Origin of the sequence: Pelosinus sp. sgz500959 (genome assembly GCF_042610375.1) — a bacterium.
Lineage (GTDB): Bacteria > Bacillota > Negativicutes > DSM-13327 > DSM-13327 > CTSoil-075.
The window spans coordinates 45,185-65,797 of the sequence record NZ_JBGJZL010000007.1 but is presented as its reverse complement, the minus strand read 5'-3'; the positions used below and the strand labels follow the sequence as shown (position 1 = coordinate 65,797).

General features: G+C 36.5%; 19 protein-coding genes, 1 pseudogene and 1 riboswitch. Of the genes and pseudogenes, 5 read left to right on the top strand and 15 right to left on the bottom strand.

Annotation, left to right across the window (positions count from 1 at the left end):
• Window positions 1-61 precede the first annotated feature (61 nt).
• A pseudogene (locus ACAN52_RS12425) lies at window positions 62-466 on the top strand (M23 family metallopeptidase); the annotation flags it as partial.
• A gap of 108 nt (window positions 467-574) precedes the next feature.
• On the opposite strand, the gene ACAN52_RS12420 reads toward ACAN52_RS12425, so the two are convergent.
• The 6 genes from ACAN52_RS12420 to ACAN52_RS12395 form a co-directional block, all read right to left on the bottom strand.
• Complete coding sequence (locus ACAN52_RS12420; RefSeq protein WP_378955156.1) at window positions 575-709, bottom strand: hypothetical protein; 135 nt, start codon at window positions 707-709, stop codon at window positions 575-577.
• Window positions 710-804: 95 nt separating this feature from the next.
• A riboswitch (cyclic di-GMP riboswitch) is annotated at window positions 805-893 on the bottom strand.
• A gap of 148 nt (window positions 894-1,041) precedes the next feature.
• Window positions 1,042-1,863 carry a C39 family peptidase gene (locus ACAN52_RS12415; protein ID WP_378955155.1) on the bottom strand — a complete coding sequence of 274 codons (822 nt, stop codon included), beginning with the start codon at window positions 1,861-1,863 and terminating at the stop codon, window positions 1,042-1,044.
• Window positions 1,841-2,716 (bottom strand): class I SAM-dependent methyltransferase, encoded by an 876-nt coding sequence (locus ACAN52_RS12410; protein WP_378955153.1) that lies wholly within the window; start codon window positions 2,714-2,716, stop codon window positions 1,841-1,843. The genes ACAN52_RS12415 and ACAN52_RS12410 overlap by 23 nt, the downstream gene beginning before the upstream one ends.
• 167 nt (window positions 2,717-2,883) lie before the next feature.
• A complete protein-coding gene (locus tag ACAN52_RS12405) occupies window positions 2,884-4,593 on the bottom strand; it encodes a methyl-accepting chemotaxis protein (RefSeq protein WP_378955151.1) in 1,710 nt (569 codons plus the stop codon).
• 389 nt (window positions 4,594-4,982) lie between these two features.
• On the bottom strand, window positions 4,983-6,125 hold the full coding sequence (locus ACAN52_RS12400) for an MFS transporter (RefSeq protein WP_378955149.1): 1,143 nt from the start codon (window positions 6,123-6,125) through the stop codon (window positions 4,983-4,985).
• Window positions 6,126-6,320: 195 nt separating this feature from the next.
• Window positions 6,321-7,235 (bottom strand): LysR family transcriptional regulator, encoded by a 915-nt coding sequence (locus ACAN52_RS12395; RefSeq protein WP_378955147.1) that lies wholly within the window; start codon window positions 7,233-7,235, stop codon window positions 6,321-6,323.
• A gap of 158 nt (window positions 7,236-7,393) precedes the next feature.
• Here ACAN52_RS12395 and ACAN52_RS12390 point away from each other — a divergent pair, with 158 nt between their 5' ends.
• On the top strand, window positions 7,394-8,158 hold the full coding sequence (locus ACAN52_RS12390) for a sulfite exporter TauE/SafE family protein (protein WP_378955144.1): 765 nt from the start codon (window positions 7,394-7,396) through the stop codon (window positions 8,156-8,158).
• 240 nt (window positions 8,159-8,398) lie between these two features.
• Here the strand turns inward: ACAN52_RS12390 and ACAN52_RS12385 are convergent, their stop codons facing one another.
• Complete coding sequence (locus ACAN52_RS12385; RefSeq protein ID WP_378955143.1) at window positions 8,399-8,776, bottom strand: RidA family protein; 378 nt, start codon at window positions 8,774-8,776, stop codon at window positions 8,399-8,401.
• Between the two features lie 54 nt (window positions 8,777-8,830).
• Window positions 8,831-9,820, bottom strand: a complete 990-nt coding sequence (locus tag ACAN52_RS12380; RefSeq protein WP_378955141.1) for a pyridoxal-phosphate dependent enzyme — start codon at window positions 9,818-9,820, stop codon at window positions 8,831-8,833.
• Between the two features lie 199 nt (window positions 9,821-10,019).
• On the opposite strand from ACAN52_RS12380, the gene ACAN52_RS12375 reads away from it, so the two are divergent.
• The gene (locus ACAN52_RS12375; RefSeq protein ID WP_378955139.1) at window positions 10,020-10,661 is read left to right on the top strand and encodes a transcriptional regulator; all 642 of its coding nucleotides are present in this window, start codon (window positions 10,020-10,022) and stop codon (window positions 10,659-10,661) included.
• Between the two features lie 217 nt (window positions 10,662-10,878).
• Here the strand turns inward: ACAN52_RS12375 and ACAN52_RS12370 are convergent, their stop codons facing one another.
• Both ACAN52_RS12370 and pruA read right to left on the bottom strand, forming a co-directional pair.
• Window positions 10,879-11,766, bottom strand: coding sequence for a LysR family transcriptional regulator (locus tag ACAN52_RS12370; RefSeq protein WP_378955137.1), 888 nt, complete (start codon window positions 11,764-11,766; stop codon window positions 10,879-10,881).
• Window positions 11,767-12,009: 243 nt separating this feature from the next.
• Entirely contained in the window at window positions 12,010-13,641 is a 1,632-nt protein-coding gene (gene pruA, locus ACAN52_RS12365; protein ID WP_378955135.1) for an L-glutamate gamma-semialdehyde dehydrogenase, read from the bottom strand.
• Between the two features lie 351 nt (window positions 13,642-13,992).
• On the opposite strand from pruA, the gene ACAN52_RS12360 reads away from it, so the two are divergent.
• A complete protein-coding gene (locus tag ACAN52_RS12360) occupies window positions 13,993-14,571 on the top strand; it encodes a peroxiredoxin (protein ID WP_378955365.1) in 579 nt (192 codons plus the stop codon).
• A gap of 67 nt (window positions 14,572-14,638) precedes the next feature.
• Here the strand turns inward: ACAN52_RS12360 and ACAN52_RS12355 are convergent, their stop codons facing one another.
• The 4 genes from ACAN52_RS12355 to ACAN52_RS12340 all read right to left on the bottom strand — a co-directional run bounded on the left by ACAN52_RS12355 (window position 14,639) and on the right by ACAN52_RS12340 (window position 18,197).
• A complete protein-coding gene (locus tag ACAN52_RS12355; RefSeq protein ID WP_378955133.1) occupies window positions 14,639-15,241 on the bottom strand; it encodes a class I SAM-dependent methyltransferase in 603 nt (200 codons plus the stop codon).
• A 5-nt stretch (window positions 15,242-15,246) separates the two neighbouring features.
• Window positions 15,247-15,912, bottom strand: a complete 666-nt coding sequence (locus ACAN52_RS12350) for a hypothetical protein (RefSeq protein ID WP_378955131.1) — start codon at window positions 15,910-15,912, stop codon at window positions 15,247-15,249.
• A 177-nt stretch (window positions 15,913-16,089) separates the two neighbouring features.
• Window positions 16,090-17,169, bottom strand: coding sequence for a 6-phosphofructokinase (locus ACAN52_RS12345; RefSeq protein WP_378955129.1), 1,080 nt, complete (start codon window positions 17,167-17,169; stop codon window positions 16,090-16,092).
• A 125-nt stretch (window positions 17,170-17,294) separates the two neighbouring features.
• Complete coding sequence (locus ACAN52_RS12340) at window positions 17,295-18,197, bottom strand: PhzF family isomerase (RefSeq protein WP_378955127.1); 903 nt, start codon at window positions 18,195-18,197, stop codon at window positions 17,295-17,297.
• A 302-nt stretch (window positions 18,198-18,499) separates the two neighbouring features.
• Between ACAN52_RS12340 and ACAN52_RS12335 the strand changes: the two genes are divergently transcribed.
• A complete protein-coding gene (locus ACAN52_RS12335) occupies window positions 18,500-19,684 on the top strand; it encodes a pyridoxal phosphate-dependent aminotransferase (RefSeq protein WP_378955125.1) in 1,185 nt (394 codons plus the stop codon).
• Between the two features lie 152 nt (window positions 19,685-19,836).
• Here the strand turns inward: ACAN52_RS12335 and ACAN52_RS12330 are convergent, their stop codons facing one another.
• On the bottom strand, window positions 19,837-20,595 hold the full coding sequence (locus ACAN52_RS12330) for a YoaP domain-containing protein (protein WP_378955123.1): 759 nt from the start codon (window positions 20,593-20,595) through the stop codon (window positions 19,837-19,839).
• Window positions 20,596-20,613: the final 18 nt, after the last annotated feature.

Genomic DNA, 20,613 nt, shown 5'->3' with positions numbered 1-20,613 from the left:
AACTGATCTGCCGACCACTGCCAGTTTACCAACACCACCCCCGACCACCTCTAAACCAACTGCTAATCTAGCAGCGACACCTTCGATTTGGCCCGCCCGCGGAACCGTTAGTTCAGGGTTTGGTTGGCGTGTTGGGCCATTTGGTGGGGGCAATGAGTTGCATCCTGGTATCGATATTGCCTATGCCATGGGTGCACCAGTAGTAGCCACTGCTGATGGAGAAGTCGTAGTGAGCGGCCCGGCTGGTGGTTATGGCAATTTAGTACAAATTGATCATGGAAATGGCATTGCCACACTGTACGGTCACAACTCTCAACTGGCCGTTGCTGTCGGACAACAAGTCAAAAAAGGACAGGTTATTTCCTATGCTGGCAGCACTGGCTATAGCACTGGTCCCCATGTACATTATGAAGTGCGCGTCAACAACACTCCTATCGATCCGATGAAATATCTAGTGCTATATTAATAATACGAATCATAACTAGCCGCATGCCTTTTTGCTAAGGTTGCGGCTAGTTATAATATTAGGATAGTAGTTATTCTTTTTATTCTATTTGTCATCAAAATATATACACTATCTAACTCGCGAAATTTCTAAATCATTTTCACCAACTTCTCTCATCAGATCTGCAAGAATTTGCGGTAAATCCTGCATTAATTTAGTGAATTCCTCTTCGGTCAATTCAAACTCAACATTTTTTCTTTCCATATTTACCTCCTCACATTCTCTGTAATTCTAGCTTTTAGCTTGAGTCTTAGCGAAAATACATAAAAAAAACAGGTGCCTACTGCTTTTCAGCAGAATTAGGCAACCTGGCGATCATAGGCATCATTTTGCCAACAGACCCATAGCTTTGCGTCCCTACCTTTCAATAGGTTTGCCCTAAATTTATTTTTCATTGTTTAATATTATATTTTATAGAATTCTATGTCAACTATTTTTCTTACGCATTTTTGATTGTCAGCAATCTAAAATTCTATATTCTACTCATGCTGTGTATATCCTAATGAAGTAAAGCGTAATGATAAGGTTTTAATCCATTATGATTGTGGCGATGTTGCTGTCAACCACTGTTGCGTCTGTTGATCTTTGGGCAACATATGAGCGTCAAACCACATATAGTAAAATTTCTCCACCGGACTCATACTATATCCATCCTGGGAATGATCTGCCGTATCGTAAGAATCTGCCAGAATAAGAACATCATCAGATACCGTCTCTGTCCCCATATCATCATACCCAATGATAACTCTCCAATGTCCACCCCAATCAATATTTTCAACCATGATCGGAGTATTATTTTTCAAATTGGAGATAATAAAGTCTTTAAAATCTTTAACGCTTGCGAATGTTGTACCATCTTTCTTAGCAGTAGTCAGACTTGATTTAACATCCCATCCAATGGCCTTAAAGAACTTAACCATTCCACGAGTATCCGTACCTGTTCCTTGCTTCGTTCCCATTATTTTAGCAATCTTAAGTTCATCCCAACTTGTATTTCCTGAATAATAAAGAACAGTTAAAGCTGCAGCAGGACCGCAAGTCACTTCTGTTGTTTGCTGATATGTTTTATACCTTGGTAAAATTGCTAAGGTCTCAGTTGATTTCATATTGTAAAAATCCAAATTTGAGTAATAAAGAGAATTTTTAACATTACTTACACCATTATACGAGGATGCACCTTCACTGGTTATGTTATAACCAGAAGGATATGGAATCGTATGGCTTTCCCCAATCATCTCAGCCTTATCTGTACCCGCTGCAAAAACTATATTAAACCCATTTAAACTAATTCCTAGAACCATATAAGTAATTAACAAACAAAATCTTTTCTTCACTTTACCACTCCATTCTTTTAGCATAAACGACTCTCTCTATTTCTGATACATCCAACTTCCGGCCCATAGGCTTTAAATATCTTTCTTGATAGTAAGAAGCTCCCACATCTTCTATCAGTGTAAGTTTAAATTGTTTTAGAAACTCCTCAATCTTTGATGATTCAAGTCCAAATTTCCACTCTTGGTCCTTTGTCTCAAAATAATCCATTACGTTGTTTGCTCCCTCTATACTAGAAGTTTTATCGATTACACTTTTTAAAATGTATGTAAAGACCACAGTACTGCCAGTTACGGTCTTGGAAATAAATCTAAATATACTCTCTATGGCTTCTTCCATGATATATTGAGTTACTGCCTCACATATAAAGAAAATGGGTTTTCCAATGTCTAATTCCGCATCTTCCAATACTTCGTCCAATCTTTGTTGATTAAAATCAATTGATACATACTTTATATGGTTTGGTAATGTTCCAAGACATTTTCTGATCTTTTCTTTTTTAATGTCTTGCATCATAGGTAAATCAACTTCAAATATCTTGGTATGATGAATACCTGCTATTCGATATGGCCTTGTGTCTAACCCTGCACCTAATATAACCACTTGCTCAATACCGTGATCAATTGAGGTCTGAAGTAAATCATCAATATACCTCGTCCTACACAGTATTAACCCCGAACCACCTACTGAAAGAATGTCTGACATCATTTTTTCAATATCTCTGATGATTCTAAACTGCATCATAAACAGAGTCATCTTACTGAAAAAAATTTTAATAAATAAATCATCAAATAATCTTCTTTCATTAGTCTCATATTGTTCAATCAACCTTGGAGTTGCTGGTAAGAAAGCAGTTCGCCAACTTTGCTTATCCGACATAAATGTCATTCCCTCCATTTTGAGCCGTTTATACCTATCTATTATTCACTGGTTAAGGATATTCCTCCTTCAATAATAATGGGAACAAAAAAATCCTGAACATCGCATTTCGCAAAGGTTCAAGATTTTTCTATATGATATAGTTCTTATTCTTTCATTTCTTTACCTTAAACCTTGAACTTCCTAACAGTACCTTGTAGCTCCTCAGCCATTCGTGCTAGAGCTTGACTTGCTGCAGCGATTTCTTCTATTGAAGCTGATTGTTCTTCAGTGGTAGCTGAAACAGTCTGATTTTGTCTAGCAGCTTCTTTACCGATTCTGTCTACATCCCGTATCGATATGACAATTTGCTGACTTCCTGAAGCGATCTGTTGAATGGCAGCAGAAATTTCCCTGACTTGGGACGAAACTTCACCAATGAGAGAAACAATTTCATTAAATGCCTGCCCTGCATTATTCACTACATCAGCGCCAACCTTGACCTCACGAGTACCCTCATTCATGGCAAGAACAGCGTTACCCGTATCCAACTGAATTTCGGAAATTAAACCAGCTATTTGCTTAGCAGCTTCTTGGGATTGCTCTGCCAACTTTCGTACCTCTTCTGCGACTACAGCGAATCCTCTACCCTGTTCCCCTGCGCGAGCAGCTTCAATAGCCGCATTTAGTGCTAATAAATTGGTCTGACCTGCTATCCCTGAAATGGTATCGACAATTTGTCCAATCTCTTTTGATCGTTCACCGAGTTTCGCAACCACCTGTGCAGAGCTAGAAACAGACTTTTCAATGCTTTTCATTTGATTCATCGCAGCATTTACGGCCTTGTCCCCTTGAATAGCTGCACTAGCCGTCTTCTCTGCTACACTCGACACTGCGTTTGCATTGGTAGAGACTTGCTGAATACCTACTGACATTTGTTCTACAACTGTAACAGTAGCACCAACGACATTCACTTGTTTTTCAGCTCCTTGCGCAAGCTCACTAATGGTTCCTGCTACTTGATTGGTTGCCTGAGCGGATTGTCCTGCGTTAACAGTCAGTTCTTCAGCTGAAGTAGCCACCTGTTGGCTTGTATGGGTCACATGTTTTACTAAATCACGCAGATGAGTTGTCATAGTATTTAATTCATTGGCAAGTTCTCCAACTTCATCCTTCGAACTAATTTCAATATCCTTGACAGCAAGGTTCCCACTGGCGACTTCTTTAATTTGCCTTACTACCACTTTTATTGGGTTCGCAATCCTACGAGCGATGACTATCCCAATAACAAAGGCGCCAATTATTATTAGAACAATCATTCCAACCATCACGTTCGCGGCAAGGGCAGATTCTTGATCGTTCGCCTTATTCGTATCATCTGCAATATTTTCATTATATGTAGCTAATTCATCAATCAAAGAAATTAATTCCCTATTGGATTTTTCCGTTGCATAAAAAAGTTCCATTGCTTCTTTTTGTTTACCCGTTGTAGCCAAGGTAATGATTTTAGCATTACTTTCGCTAAATACAGTTATTTTACGAGCGATTACATTAAACTTTACTTTTTCTACTTCATCTAGATTTTCTGCATATAAAGAAAGAAATTCATCATTTTCCTTGATATTGATTTCAACTTCCTTTATATATTCCCTCTGCTGTATAGGATCTTGTGTGACAACAGTTTTTAACACAAATAATTCCGACTCATTCAAATTAGACTTTATACTGTTAAGCCATTTGACAGGCAATAGACAATCCTTATACATATAGTCTAAATGAGTCTCTGTATTTTTCTGAATGTAATAACTAGTCACCCCAACAATCATGATAAAAATACTCATAATACCAACAAGACTAACAATTTTTTGCACCATTTTCAAATTATGAAACCATTTCATGCTCTCACTTCTCCTCTTTTGAAGTTGTACATAGGACATCAATTGTCAATTAGGCTACAAGTATTTTCTATTTGTATATAGTAGATTTTTATTAAGAATATTCTACTTTTTTTTGATAATACCTTTATAAATCGGCAGTATTCATTATTTTTATAGAATTTATGATAGCTTCAGATAAATGACTTTTTATTAGAATAAAATAGCCAAAAAGGACTTAGCTACAACATACAAATTGCGAACATCTCCTAAAGTTGTTCGCAATTCGCCTAATCATAGTTAAGTCCTTAACTATTTTGTATTTGTTTATCTGTTGTGTTCTTATATCAAATTCACTAAACAAATCTCAATCTCGGAGCACAAAAAGATTGAGTTCATATAGAACTTTTGCTTTACTCTACTTTTTTTAACACAATCAGAATGTACAGGCATATTACGCAAGTGAAAGCGAGTATTTGATATAGGGTAAATATGCTGATATATTCTAAGAGTATTCCGCCTCCTATATTTCCGACGGCAGCACCAATACCGATTGCTGCTGCATGCAGAGTGATAGCTGATGTTCTCATTTTGGCAGGACTAATTTTATTCAGATATTGCAAAGACGTCATCAAATAGAATGTATACGTAACACCTTGCATCATTTGAATCACGAGCACTGGGACATAATCATCACATAAAGAATCTAAGAAATAACGTAGAGCAAATAATCCCACTCCAAAGATATATAAATTAAGTTCACCATATTTATATATCAATTTTGCTCCGAAATAGAATGCAGGCAATTCACTTATGGCGATAATGAACCATACAATACCCAGTTGGGTAACATCGCCTCCCGTCTTCCCAATTAGAACAGGCATATAACTAGAGTTGCTGCCATTTGCAATATTAGTAAGAATGACTGAAATCATCAAAAGTATAAATTTCTTATAACGGATCAAATCGACTATATCAGCGAAACTAATATTCTTTCGCATGCCTTTACCTTTATAGTCAATACTAGCCAACAGCAACACTCCGAAAAACATCAGAATGGAATAAATCACATAGGAAGTGTTTATCCCCGTTTTTTTTACAATGTACCCCATCAACAATGCAACTACTGCATAACCAAATGACCCCATAAGTCGAATTTTACCGTACTGTAATTTTTTATATTGTTCGATAATCTCATAACTATAGGCATCTGCAATCGGTACAATTGGACTCTGAAAACTCATTAATAGGATTATACTCAAGATAATAACATAGAAACCATTCGCAAGGATTAATGAGTACACAAACAATGCACTAAAACACATGGCTATAATGATGACCGTGCGCTGGTTGGAATACTTATCGGTGATAAATCCCCAGATTGGCTGAACAATGACACCCGTTATGGAAATAACTGCAAAAGCTATACCCATTTCCATATAACTGAGTCCTTTCTCTTGAAAGTAATAAATCAGAAATGGATAAATACAAGCCAGCGCCCCATAGATGATACTGTATATTACACTCAACTTTATTGATAATGTTTTATGCTCCATAACAATTTACCTATTACCTATTTTACTTACCTATATGATTTACCAAATGGACTTTCATAAAACCCTTTACATCTAAAAAAGATAATACTCTACAAATTATATAGAGCTTTACAAGAGTATGCAATATAGACCTTAACCTACTTAATTAAGTCAGTTCTATCATCTAAATCAAATTCAACATTACTCTTTTACAATTCAGTCATTGTAATGAACTAAATTTGTTAGGTAATCAATTTGTTCAAGGAGTTCTGCAGCAAATGTATCAAAAATAGCCACTGCTTCCTTCGTCCTAGATTTAGAAAATTTATGAGTAAGTTTATAACAGATTCGGTCAGGGGGAGGATCAATCAGTTTTTGAATGGTATACTCGTTAGTTGCTGACTTATATTGAGCGATTGATAAGGGAACAATGGCCCACTGTTGCGGCGTTCTCAGTAGCGGCAAAACCATCGGACCATTGCTTACCTGAATATGAGATGACTGAAAAGGATCCCACCACTTATTATGCCAGATTTCATAGGTCGGAAACCAGCCATGGTATAATTCATCCTGGGAATTTAGTTGCTGTGGATGAATGTTTGGAACAGATAGATGTTCTGGCAAAGCCAAACGGATAACAACCATAGGCTCTGCAAAGAATGGAGATACTTCGATATTTTTTATAATTCTTTCATGTAAGACAAAAGCAATATCAATAGTTCGTTGCTCAATTAAATTATAAAGTTCAGTTGAATTTTGGGTATAGATGTGTAAGCGCATGGTAGGTCGTTGGCAAATGATTTGCTGATAAACATTTGGCAGTAAATAGGTGTTTACACTGTCAACTGCCCCTATTGATAAGGACAATCTCGTACGTGATTTTAATGATTGTGTCTCAAGTAATAATTGAATCCATTTTTCAGCAACTAGAATAAAATCTTCACCAGCAGGAGTAAGCGCAATCGTTTTTAGCCCTTTTCCCCGTTGAACAAGAATTAGCCCAAGCTCTTGTTCAAGATTTTTGAGACGATGACTTACAGAAGACTGAGATAAGTGAAGAACCTCGGCAGCTTTTGTTAAACTCTGATTAGAGACAACCGCTAAAAATGCTTGTATGTCATCAATATTCATTCTGATTGCCCCTCTATTTAAATATTAATTTTTTTCATATTATTAATGTATTTAATATATTTTACTTTAAGTATCAGCGTTATCTATAATAAATTCAAGAGCTGGCACTTAATGAGTAAATGCAGGATATGAATTTTAAAAGTAGGAGGATAATAGTTATGGATCACATTAGTATGGAAATGCTTAGTTTTTTATTGGGGGCTGGTTTTGTCGCAGCTTTTATAGACTCTGTTGTTGGGGGCGGTGGTTTAATTTCCATGCCAGCATTACTAATGACAGGATTACCTCCCAACATTGTATTAGGGACTAATAAACTTGCTTCAATCTGCTGTTCCAGTACGAGCAGCATCTCTTTTTTGCGTTCAGGAAAGATGGATCTCGGATTAGTCAAATATCTTTTTCCTTTATCCTTAATCGGTTCCATACTGGGAGCGTATACAGTACGGCTGATTCCTCCTGAATTTCTAAAACCTTTAGTTGTAGTCATGTTGGTTTTAGTCGCCATTTATACAGTTTTCAAAAAGGATTGGGGCGATAAGTCTACTTATAAAGGTATTGATAAACGAGTGGGCATCTTAGGAGGTTGTGCTGCTTTTATATTGGGTTTTTATGACGGTTTTTTCGGACCAGGAGCAGGATCTTTTTTAATCTTTGTATTTTTGATGCTTGGTTTTGATTTTGTCGTAGCTGCTGGAAATGCTAAGGCACTGAATTTAGCAAGTAACCTAGGTGCTGTTGCAACATTTCTGTTAGCTGATTCAGTCAATTATGTTTATGGTATTAGCATGGGCATTGCAATGATCATTGGTGCTATTGTAGGTTCGAGATTTGCCATTAGCAAAGGCGCTGCTTATGTAAAACCACTATTTATTTCGGTGACAACCTTTCTCATAGGAAAGCAGCTTTGGGATGTTTTACACTAATTAATGATTTTTAATATTTTTAGACTATATCTTATAGCATCTATATTTACTCTATAACCAAAGAACTCCTGCCAGATTATTTCCACAAAAATTTGGCAGGAGTTCTTTCTCTATTATTTTTTCTTAACTACTTCATAGAAATTCCACTGGTCAATTGTAATCTTGCAAAGTTAATATAACATTTCGAGGGCGACAAAGTTTTAAATATGGAACTTCTCAATGATCTTATAATCATACCAATTAAATATAAGCGATTGCTTCCACTTCAATCATTGCATTGAAATGAAGCCTGCTGGTTGGTACTATTGTTCGAGCTGGTTTATGCTTTCCAAAAAATTCTCCATATATTTTATTAACAACTGCCCAATAAGTGATATCTGGAATGTATACCGTAGTCTTAAGTACTTTTTGTTTAGAACTTCCGCATTGTTTCAATATCTCATCAAGATTTTTTAACACTTGCTGCGTCTGTTCTTCAAGTCCACCAACAGGTAGCATTTCACCCTCATCATAGTTAATTGGTAATTGACCTGACACATATACAAGATCGCCATGTATGACCGCAGGAGAATAATGCCCCTTTGATTGAACTGAATAGAGCGTATTAACTAACTGCATATAGAAGACCCCCTATATTTCCACTGCTAACTTTCATCATAACATCCACTATCACTATTTTTTTAGTCCCATTCCTGTGAGAGGAACAACAATAGTCAGCTTATTATCATACTCTTTATCAAAATATTGTAGCATTCCTGCGACAGCTGCCCCTGAAGTTACCTCTATATAAATTCCCATTTCACCAAGCATTTCCTGAGCCTTTATTACCTCTGCATCGTCTACTATAACAATATCACCCTTGCTATCTTTTACAGCCTCTATCATTTCGTCTATTCTTTTTGGCTCTTGAATCGCAATTCCTTCTGCTGCAGTTGATTTCATTTCACCAACCGGCTGATTTTTAAATTTGCTGAATATAGGAGCACAATTCTTGCTTTGAACAACAATAATTCGAGGAATTTTTCCGATTTCCTTAAACCCTTTATAAACTCCGAGCAGCATTGTCCCATTACCAGCAGGTACTACTATATAATCAGGAATGCCGATTTGTTCATAAATCTCATAAGCAAGAGACTTAGTACCTTCAAAGAATAAAGGATTATATACATGTGAAGCATAATAAGTAGTTTCAGCAGCTTTTAATATTGCTTTAGCTGTATCGTCACGTGTCCCTGGAACTTTTACTACATTTGCTTTATAGGCACTAATTTGTTTAATTTTCCCTGGTGAAGTACTCTCCGGCAAATAAATATTACACTTTATTCCTGCAGCAGCACAGTATCCTGCAAATGCCGCCCCTGCGTTACCAGAAGAATCTTCAACAACTTCTGTAATACCTAGTTCTTTCAATTTATTCACCATGGTAAATGCCCCACGATCTTTAAAAGAACCTGTTGGTTGCATATAATCCAACTTTAAATAGACTTCTCGCTCTTGTAGTTTCCGCTTCAATATTGGTGTTTTAACTTCTCCTAAGGATACGGTTGTCGTAATACCTTCTTCTTTTTCTTTATATAATTTAAAAAGCCCACCACACTCACACTGATAATTAAGCCCCTCAATCGGATAATCTTTTTCGCATACAGAACAGTAAAAATGCATAAAATACACCACCCTATTCAACATATTTTTCACAAATAATCCATACATCAATTTTATATATTCAGGTAAAACAGTTGACTATTATATAAAAAATTATATAATAGTCATATAATTTACCTTATATTTTATATAATATATATTTTTTTATATAAAATCAAGTTATTTAAATAAATTTTTATATAAACGGAGAATGATTAGATTGATTTATACAAATAAAAAATTAGAAAAATATATACCTATAGCAAATTTGATAGCTAAAACTTTTGGTAAAAACTGCGAAGTGGTAATCCACGATTTATCCATCCCTCAAAATTCAGTGGTTTATACCATAAATAATCATGTGACCGGACGTAAAGTTGGACAATCATTTGAGCATCTAGTTAAAGACGTTCTATTATCTAAAAAGTTTGATAGCGACTATCATGCAAATTATATAACCACTGCTGAAGATGGTCGAAAAATAAAGTCTTCTACTGCACTTATTAGAGATTCTGAAGATAAAGTCATTGGGGCATTGTGTATAAATTATGACTTAGAAAATCTAAATAACATCAGAATTTTTTTAGATGAATTCATGGCTGCCGATCAGGAGAAGATTGAGACGACGGTAGAACCTTTTGACAATGTGATGGAAATAGTCGATGATTTAATAGATAAAATTATTGGTACTAATAAAATCGAGCATTTAAAAAGAAAAGATAAAATTGAATTAATTTCATTTATGGAAAAAAAAGGCCTATTTTTAATTAAAGGTGCCATTGAAAAAGTTGCTGAAAAATTGGATATTTCTAAAGTCACTGTTTACAGTTATCTAGATGAAATAAAAAAAAGCTCGATATAAGAAAAGCCTTAGTCGTTCTTACTTGAAACCCTAGAAAGTGTTATACCTTCTCATTCCCTAAAAAATTGGACTGCCTTCTATTAAGTAGGCAGTCCAAAAAAATAGTCCTTTGAAACAATTCTTCGATTCATCTGTGTGATTGAGCATACTCTTTTCTAATGGAATATGATATTCTTCATCAGTTCAAAGGTCAAGTTTACAAGAGCATCTTATCGATTCAAAAATCAGTTATATGATTCTCATGTAACCAAGAACAGATACAATCAAGAAATTTCTTGGCGGCGGGAGGGAGCTCTTTCAAGGAGAGGGCTGCGATTCCTACAAGACGATAATCTGCTTCTTTTAAATCAACGATGTGAATATCGTCAGGTACATGAGATAAAATCAGCTCGGGAAGAATACTGATACCTAAATTCTTCTGAACCATCGCCAATATAGTTCTTTCTTCCATTAATTCATATTTAACGCGGAGATTTAAATTATGTTCGTTCAATATACGTCTTATATTATCATCACTACCCCATTGTGGCATGATAAAACATTCATCTTTTATTTGAGAATAAGAGATTTCCTTTTGATGCCGTAACGGATGATCGGGCGGCAGGATAACCATCAATTTATCTCTTTTTAATGGGATCGTATCAAAGGGTTTCGATGTTGGTAAAGAAACAAAACCAAAATCAATCGTACCGTTAGATATCCAGGTATTCATTTCATCATAGCAGCCCAAATATGTTTTGACTTCAATATGAGGATACTTTTCATTAAAGTAAGCTAAGATTCCCGGCAACCATTGAACAGAAACGCTGGATAATGTGCCCAGGCGAACTGTTCCGGTATCAAAACTTTTAATTGCCGCAATTTCTTGCCGCAAAAGTTCTTCTTCATGTAAAATTTTTTTGATATGTTTAAGAATTCGAGCTCCATTACTGGTTAGACTGACACCTGAATGGGCACGTTTGAGCAACGAAATTCCGAGCTCAGCTTCTAACGTAGACACTGCATAACTGACGCCTGATTGGGTCAAATGAAGTTTTTCGGCGGCTTTGGTTAAACTGCCAACTTCAACAATCATGTTGAATATTTCATATTTCGAAAGTGACAAATAACCAACTCCTCACGTATCAGTATTATATCCTATTCACACTATACTATATAAAAACTCAGTCTGTCATTTTATTTTTTTCTAAAATCTTATTGTTTCACTTTCCATACCATAAAAAATAAAAAGCCGACTAGTCTAGCGTATCATCACGTTAGACTAATCGGCTTTTCTATAGAGAGAAAAAGAGAGAGAGAAAGCACCAACTATTGAAATTTTTAAAAATAATCTTGCTTATATCAAAGATTATTTCTCTGACATATAAGGATAATTGACCACAGTACGGAGAACCATCGTCTCTTTGATGGCACGTTGACTCATCCAACGATATAAATTAATTGCACTACCAGCTTTATCATTTGTACCTGATCCACGGCTACCACCAAATGGTTGTTGCCCAACTACCGCACCAGTTGGTTTGTCATTGATATAGAAATTACCTGCAGCATGATCCAATTTTTTTGCCATCTTGATAATTGCCGTTCTATCCTGTGCAAACACAGCGCCAGTCAATGCATAGCTCGTTGTTGTATCACATAGTTCTAATGTCTCATCAAGTTTATCATTCGGATACACATAAATAGTTAGAACTGGCCCAAATATTTCCTCTACCATTGTTTTAAAGGTAGGTGTCTTTGCTAAGATTACTGTAGGTTCTACAAAGTATCCCACACTATCATCGCATTTACCGCCAATAATAATTTCTGCATCCTTCGATTCGTTGGCATAATCGAGGTAACTTTGAATGTTCTTAAATGATTTTTGATCAATAACCGCATTCATCAAGTTGGTAGCGTCAGAAACATCCCCCATCTTAACCTTTCCAATTTCTTTTTCAAGAAGATCTTTTACTGTACCCCAAAGACTTTCAGGAATGTAAGCACGGGACGCTGCCGAACATTTTTGTCCTTGATATTCAAAAGCACCTAAGACCATGGCACATGTAAGGGCCTGAGCATCTGCTGATTCATGAGCAAAAATAAAATCTTTACCCCCTGTCTCCCCAACAAGGCGAGGATATGATACATAGTTATTAATATTTTCACCGACCTGTTTCCATATACCATTGAATACAGCCGTTGAACCTGTAAAGTGGACACCAGCCATATTGGGATGACCGATTACAACGTTGCCAAAATCAACACCTCTACATGGAACAAAGTTAATAACGCCTGCAGGTAAACCTGCTTCTATAAGAATTTGCATGAAATAGTAGTTCGATAGAACTGCTGTAGAAGATGGCTTCCACAAAACAGTGTTACCAACCATCGCAGGAGCTGTCGAAAGATTTCCACCGATCGATGTAAAATTGAAAGGAGTGATGGCTGCCACAAAGCCATCCAAAGCGCGATATTCGACACGGTTCCATACTCCATCGGTATTGCTAGGTTGTTGTTTATAAATTTCTTGTACATAATATGGATTAAAGCGAAGGAAATCCGCCAATTCACAAATAATATCAATTTCTGCCTGATAAAGATTTTTGCTTTGTACAAGCATGCAAGAGGCTGCTATTTTTGCTCTATATTTTCCTGTCAATAAATCCGCTGCTTTTAAGAAAATCGTAGCACGATGCTCCCACGCCATGTTTTCCCATTCTTCCTTTGCCGCTTCTGCAGCTTCAATGGCCATGAGCAACTCTTTTTCACCTGCTACATAATATTCACCAAGTACTTTTTGATGGTCATGAGGACAAATCATTTTTTCTTTTTTTCCTGAACGAACTTCTTTTCCGCCAATAATCATTGGTATTTCAACTGGGTTTGCCAATTGTCTTTGAAGCTCCGCATTTAAAGCTTCCTTTTCTGGAGATCCTGGCATATAAGCTTTTACAGGCTCATTCTTGGGAAGCATAATTTGAAAATAAGCATTATTCATGTTTAAAATCCTCCTCGGTGTATTTTTATAATAAAGTTAAGATATTAATTAGGAGATATCCAACTCGATAATCATTGATCTAATCTTACCGTAAAAATAACACTAAGTATATTCAGAATATCTTATGGATTACATTAGTATTTTCAATAATTAGCCTTGCCGATTCTAGACAGTACTCTTTCTTTGATAAACGATTTTCAACGTAAAATTAATTGCTTCAGTTAAAATTCGTTTCCATCCTGTATATGTATCACCCTGTTTTGCCTATACACCCTTGATCTCAACTTTTCATAAAATACTATATCTTATGAAACAAGGAGGTCTTCTACTTTGGAAATGTCTGCAAAGACCATGCTTGAGCCACGCCAATGTTTTAAGTTAGAAGAACAAGCACCAGATTTTTGCCTCCCTGCTTATTATCGTGGCAAGGAAATTGAAGTCTGCCTAAAAGATTTCCGCGAGAGATGGTTATTGCTTTTTTTCTATTCTAGTGATTTTACCTTTGTCTGACCAACAGAATTAGCGGCAGTTGCCGACATGTATCCATACATCCGCAGTCTCTGCGCTGATGCCATCGCAATCAGTACTGATAGTGTCTACTCCCATAAAGTCTTCCATGAAATATCGCCAAATGCAAGTAAAGTTCAATACCCTCTGTTATCCGATCGTACTGGCAATGTGGTAAAAGCCTACGGGGTCTACGGTTCTAGCACAGGTGCCGCCTATCGAGCCACCTTTATCATTGACCCAAAAGGGCGAATCCGCTACTATTCCGTATATCCACGTGAAGTAGCACGAAACGTAGAAGAAGTCGTGCGTACTTTAGAAGGAATCCAATATGGTGAGGCAACCGGTCAAGGCGTGCCCGCAGGTTGGGTCCCTGGTATGCCGGGAATCAAGCGCGATTTTTCAAAAGTTGGCGAATACTAATATAAGAAAAACATGCTGTCAGGAGGTCGGTACTAAGTGCCGTCCTCACTGTCTCTCATTTAAAAAACTACGTTTTTTTCAATATTTCTTCTGATCTTTCCGATTCACTCTTAATTTTCTCAATCATATACAATATCGGTGGATGATTGAGATGGTTGATCATATCAATACATAGTACAGTAAATTCCTTAGGCTGTAATGTCATTGTATAGTTGCGAACAGCATCATTTTCCTCTTTCCCATGATGATGCCCAGGATAAGCAACAACTGAAATAATCCCCCCAACTGACAATTGACTGACTACATCAGTTAAAGCACGAATAGTTGACTCAACCATCGTCATAGTTTCGTGGCACTTCCCTGGAAGATAGCCCAAATTAAACATAGCGACATCGATTGGTTTATTGATATACGACCGAATATTGGCATGACTGTCTAAAATCAACTGAACTTTGCCATCAAGATTATGCTCCATCAATCTTTTTTTTGATGTTTCAATCGCATTCTCCTGAATATCAAAGGCATATATAGTTCCATGTTCAGGACTATTTTTTGCCAAAAATAAAGTATCTTTCCCATTTCCAGCCGTAGCATCAACAATACACCTAGCGTGAGAAACTTTAGGCAATAACAGTTCTTGTGCTAAGCGAACGGCATTCAAAGTCTGCATCCTCATCACCCCTCCATAGTTGCTACCGTAATTACTTTAGTGGCTCTATGGCGAGTTTGAATAATCAATTCTGCATTTGGTGCATCTGTAGAGCTAATTTTATCTAACGCTTCTTCCAAGGAACGGCCTGTGAGTACATGCCGACTGATCAGGCGTTCTTTTGTCGTAGCGAGCGGAGTCTCAATAAACCAACTTTCACTAAACAAATCCGCAAGTTCATTCCAAGGGTACGTATCTAATAGTAAGTAATTACCTTCAACAATGATAATTCTATGTTTATTCTCAATTACGATTGAACCTTCAACTGGATTGTGAAGACTTCTATCATAAGATGGACAATATATTTCCTCTGCTTTTTCCGTTGCTATTTCCTTTATCAGCGTTACGAATCTCTGAGAATCAAAGGTTTGGGGGATTCCTTTTAATGGTAGTAAGCCTTTTTCTACTAATATATCATTATGATAATGATACCCGTCCATTGGAATGACGATTGCACTCTCTTCTTGTAAAATTTCATTAGTTTTTTTCATTAACAAATCTGCTAATGTGCTTTTCCCCGCGCCTGGAACTCCTGTAATAGCTAATAAAAATCGATTATTTTCATTCTTTCTATAAGTCTCTATTAGCAAATTCGTTAGCATCGTCAAATCAGCATTATTAATAAATTTCACTCTATGGATCACTCCTCTTTACTCTATTCGAGAGTCATATGATGGTACTTCGACTCGCCTTCATCCAACTTATTTGCTACAGGCAATATTTAGCATTACTCTATTTCCCATAAACATACAGAATTCCTGCCAAATCCGCAACTTTGAGCAGGAATTCTTTAATCGTTATAGCTCACACTAATCACCAAAAGAAATTCCAAGAGAACGTCCCGTTTTAATCAAATCATGTGTTGCTGGAACTAAATATGGAGTTCCAACAACCTCATTTAAATCAACTGGGACAATTTCGTTATTCTGTAATGCCACCATTGTCTTGAATTTTTTATTAATGATTGCATTGACTGCAGCCTCACCATACCTGGTAGACAATACCCTATCATACGCAGTCGGACTACCGCCACGTTGAAGATGTCCTAATACTGTAGATCTGCATTCTACCGCTAATAAATTTTCTAATTCGTGAGCAATTTTATCGCCTATGCCACCTAGTCGTATTTTTTCAGGACTATTATTGATTATCCTTGCTACTGATAACTCTCCATTGATGGGTTTAGCTCCTTCGGCCACTACAATAATACTGAACAAAGTCCCTTTTTGTTGTCTGAGCTTAATTTTAGCTGTAATGGAATCCCAATTAAAAGGAATCTCAGGAATGATAATGCAATCCGCTCCGCCAGCAATACCACTATGAAGAGCAATCCACCCTGCATAGCGTCCCATGACTTCTAGAATCATTACCCTATGATGGGATTCGGCTGTTGTATGCAATCGATCTAATGCTTCTGTGGCAATACTAACGGCTGTATCGAAACCAAAGGTTCTCTCTGTTTTTGGCAAATCATTATCAATTGTTTTTGGAATGCCGACTACGGGAAATCCAAGCTCTGCAATTTTACTTGCAATGTTCAGTGTACCATCACCGCCAATTACAATTAACGCTTCTATATCTCGCTCTTTAAGATTGAATAAAACTTGCTGGGACATATCCTTATAAACAATTTCTCCATGATCGTTGCATTGATATTTAAAAGGATTATCTCGATTTGTAGTACCTAAAATGGTTCCTCCGCGAGGTAATATACCAGAAATATTTTCAGGACCAAGTAAAGATAGGTCATTATCAACTAAACCTTTAAATCCATTTTTTACCCCATAGACCTCTATTCCATTTGAGTGCGCAGTCTTGTAAACCGCCCTCATTACTGCATTTAATCCTGGACAATCTCCGCCGCCAGTTAATACTGCAATTGTCTTCAAATTATAAAACTCCTTTCAATATCACTCATGTTATTTCTTCTCAGAAACGAGTTATCATGCTGATAGTTCAGTTGAGAATATTTTTATTTCACAAAATTTTGCACAAGCCTTTTTACTATGATAAGTTATAATTCAATTGTAGTTTGAAAAACAATGACTGCCCGTCCACCAATCTTGACCTCGATTGGCTCACCTTTTTCGATTTGCACTTCTACTTCTACAATTCCACTACGACCAATGGCCGTCCCTTGTTCCCCTCTAAATGAAAAAATTCCTTCATTATATGTAACCAAATTATGTTTCACAAGATATGCTCCAAGGGGACCGTTAGCATTTCCGGTTACCGGATCCTCTGTAATGCCAATCCCTGGAGCAAACATTCTTCCATGCGTTAAAACACCAGGCATTTCACTATCTAGCGTAAAAACAAAGTAACCATTACATCCGATTAACTGACTCAGCCTACTTAGTGAAATCATATCTGGCGCTAAAGAATCTAATTTTTTTCTAGATTTAATCCCAATCATCACTTTAGAATGTCCTGTTGATACAACTTGCATAGGACAACGTTGATCAAGTTCGTCCTGCTCCAATCCTAATGCTACCATTATATTGTGACGTTCTTCCCCTATAAACGGCTCAGAAAATTCTATTTTCCCCTGAGTCATCATAATTAAATAGTCATTTTCTTCCTTAGTAATTTCCACTGGTAAAATACCAATACCAACTTTATGAAGTACCTTTGAAGAAACTGCATGATTTACGATAGCCCTAACATAATGAGTGGCAATCGTAGCATGTCCGCAAATAGGGACCTCTACAGTTGGGGTAAAGTATCGAATATAAAGATCATGATCAGGTCCTTGGGGTGAAAAAACAAATGCGGTCTCCGAATTATTCAATTCTCTGGCAATGGATAGCATCTGTTTTTCAGAAAGTCCATCCGCATTTAACACCACACCAGCAGGATTACCTTTAAATTTTTCGGTAGTGAATGAATCAACTTGATATACCTGATATATTTTCATTTAATTATTCTCCTTCCGCCACATGTAATGATCGATTTTTATATTGAAATCTAACTACCTATAATTATATTTACCATCAACATACAAAGCTCCTGCAATAAGAATCAGCCTTATTCTTGGAACTTATCGAGGAAGGAAACCGGAGACACTATTTGAATGCGGTCCATCCATAAACCGTACTCAATATCGTTCTATCCATTATTGATTCTTTTTTCACTTAAAAGGATTTTCATCAATCCATCCAGAAAGTATAAAAGAAGTCTCTTAATAGATTCTATTTACAAATTTCAGGAGGAATCACTATGCTTTCACAAAATATTTACAACAAAATTAATAAATCTTCGTGGATACGTGCTATGTTCGAGGAAGGAGCAAAGCTTCGGCAGATTCATGGTCCAGAAAATGTATACGATTTTAGTTTGGGTAATCCTGATTACGAACCACCAGCAGAAGTAAAAAATGCCATCAAAAGATATACTTCTGAGGAATGCGCTGGCCTTCACCGTTATATGAGCAATGCAGGGCACCCAGAAGTACGAGAAAAAATTGCCGCAAAGGCTTCTGAAGAAAGCGGCTTACCGATAACGCAAAATCATATCATTATGACCTGCGGAGCTGCTGGAGGACTGAATGTTGTCTTAAAAAGTATCTTAAATCCTGAAGATGAAGTCATCGTTTTTTCACCATACTTTGTTGAATACCTATTTTATATTGAAAACTGTAGCGGTAAACCAGTAGTTGTCCCAGCAGATACAAAAACCTTTGAACCTTCTCTGGATTTGCTCGCCAAAAGTATCACACCTAAATGCAAAGCAATCATTATCAATTCACCCAATAATCCAACAGGCGTAGTATACAGCGAAGAAACACTTAAAAAGATCGCTGCTTTACTAGAAGCTAAAGAAGCAGAGTTTAATTCTAAAATACTTGTTATATCCGATGAACCTTACAGCAAAATAGTCTATGACCAAGTAGAAGTACCCAGTATTTTGAAGTTATTTAAGCATTCAGCTATTGTGAATTCCTATAGCAAATCCTTAGCTATTCCAGGAGAGCGAGTTGGCTATATTGCAATAAATCCTAGTATTACTGATGTGGATTTATTAATTAATGGTATGATTTTTTGCAATCGGACGCTAGGTTTCGTAAATGCACCTTCTCTCTTCCAGAAAGTAATTGCCGACTCTTTGGATACAGTTGTAAATACAGATGAGTATAAAAAAAGACGTGATTTTTTATACAATAATCTCATTGAGCTCGGATATTCCTGCGTAAAACCCCAAGGAGCATTTTATCTTTTCCCTCAGTCTCTCATTCCCGATGATATTGAATTTGCCAAACGCGCACTGAAATACAATCTCCTCATTGTACCTGGAACTGGATTTGGTTGTCCTGGACACTTTAGATTGGCTTATTGCGTGGATTTCAATAGCATTAAAAATTCCATTCCTGCTTTTAAAGCATTAGCAGAAGAATTTAAAGTCTAGAGGTCACTATGCCAAATTAAACAGCCCTTTCATGATGATACCTATTGATAGGTAAATATCATAAAAGGGCTGTTTCTATTGGAGCAACAACTGTCTAGTTCATCCTTTTTTCTACTCTTGAGAATCAACCTGTCCTCATTGTCGAGCATTCATTATAATTGAATTCGATCAAGGAGTTTGACAAACTTTTTTTCCGATAATATTTCATGGGTTACAAATGCCCCATCCCAAAAAAGACTATAGGTTGTAAAAGGAGCAGGTCCATTCTGTGCCTGTTCTTTTGTTTGATATTTTATCAGAGTCAATGCCACACCTCTGGTATGAGCGATATTTGCAGTAATAGTGGCATATTTTTCTGTATGCGGGCATTGATCAGAATAGTATAAAACAATTCCTTTATGCTCTATCACTCCCTGTCTACAACACTCTTTAAATGTAGGTTTTTCCGCCTGTTCATAAAAAGGTAATACAAGTAACTCATAATATGGTTTGACCATATCACACACTTGAAAACCTTTATGTTTCAAGTAGGCAGGATCTGATAGAAAAGGCATTTTAGACTTAGATGAGAGGACTACTAGACCTATCTTTCCTTGCGCCTTTGCATCAGAGATACACTCTTCTAAAAGCAAATTTGCATAACCTTGCCCTTTAAATTTTCCTGAAATCCAAAAACAATTAATAAACATATATTCTTTTGCTGCAAGTGGACACCATGCCTGTTCAACTGGTATGTATTCAATAAAAGCTTTTCCTCTGGCATTAAGTTTTTTAAAGACAAGACCGTCCTCAAAGCGATCTTTCATCCAATTTTTCTTTGCTGCGGCGCCTCCCTCTCCTTTTTTATCCGATAGTGCGCAACAAATATGTTCTGTATCGATATTACTATTATTCACCCTTATAATATCCAACTTTTTTTCCTCACTACT

What these genes read in the sequence shown, in the direction of transcription:
- ACAN52_RS12380 (WP_378955141.1), bottom strand. Translation starts at nt 9,820, where the DNA reads ATGCATTTTTACTGTTCTGTATGCGAAAAAGATTATCCGATTGAGGGG.
- ACAN52_RS12400 (WP_378955149.1), bottom strand. Translation starts at nt 6,125, where the DNA reads ATGGAGCATAAAACATTATCAATAAAGTTGAGTGTAATATACAGTATC.
- ACAN52_RS12355 (WP_378955133.1), bottom strand. Translation starts at nt 15,241, where the DNA reads ATGCAGACTTTGAATGCCGTTCGCTTAGCACAAGAACTGTTATTGCCT.
- ACAN52_RS12335 (WP_378955125.1), top strand. Translation starts at nt 18,500, where the DNA reads ATGCTTTCACAAAATATTTACAACAAAATTAATAAATCTTCGTGGATA.
- pruA (WP_378955135.1), bottom strand. Translation starts at nt 13,641, where the DNA reads ATGAATAATGCTTATTTTCAAATTATGCTTCCCAAGAATGAGCCTGTA.
- ACAN52_RS12420 (WP_378955156.1), bottom strand. Translation starts at nt 709, where the DNA reads ATGGAAAGAAAAAATGTTGAGTTTGAATTGACCGAAGAGGAATTCACT.
- ACAN52_RS12385 (WP_378955143.1), bottom strand. Translation starts at nt 8,776, where the DNA reads ATGCAGTTAGTTAATACGCTCTATTCAGTTCAATCAAAGGGGCATTAT.
- ACAN52_RS12340 (WP_378955127.1), bottom strand. Translation starts at nt 18,197, where the DNA reads ATGAAAATATATCAGGTATATCAAGTTGATTCATTCACTACCGAAAAA.
- ACAN52_RS12390 (WP_378955144.1), top strand. Translation starts at nt 7,394, where the DNA reads ATGGATCACATTAGTATGGAAATGCTTAGTTTTTTATTGGGGGCTGGT.
- ACAN52_RS12415 (WP_378955155.1), bottom strand. Translation starts at nt 1,863, where the DNA reads ATGCTAAAAGAATGGAGTGGTAAAGTGAAGAAAAGATTTTGTTTGTTA.
- ACAN52_RS12410 (WP_378955153.1), bottom strand. Translation starts at nt 2,716, where the DNA reads ATGTCGGATAAGCAAAGTTGGCGAACTGCTTTCTTACCAGCAACTCCA.
- ACAN52_RS12395 (WP_378955147.1), bottom strand. Translation starts at nt 7,235, where the DNA reads ATGAATATTGATGACATACAAGCATTTTTAGCGGTTGTCTCTAATCAG.
- ACAN52_RS12405 (WP_378955151.1), bottom strand. Translation starts at nt 4,593, where the DNA reads ATGAAATGGTTTCATAATTTGAAAATGGTGCAAAAAATTGTTAGTCTT.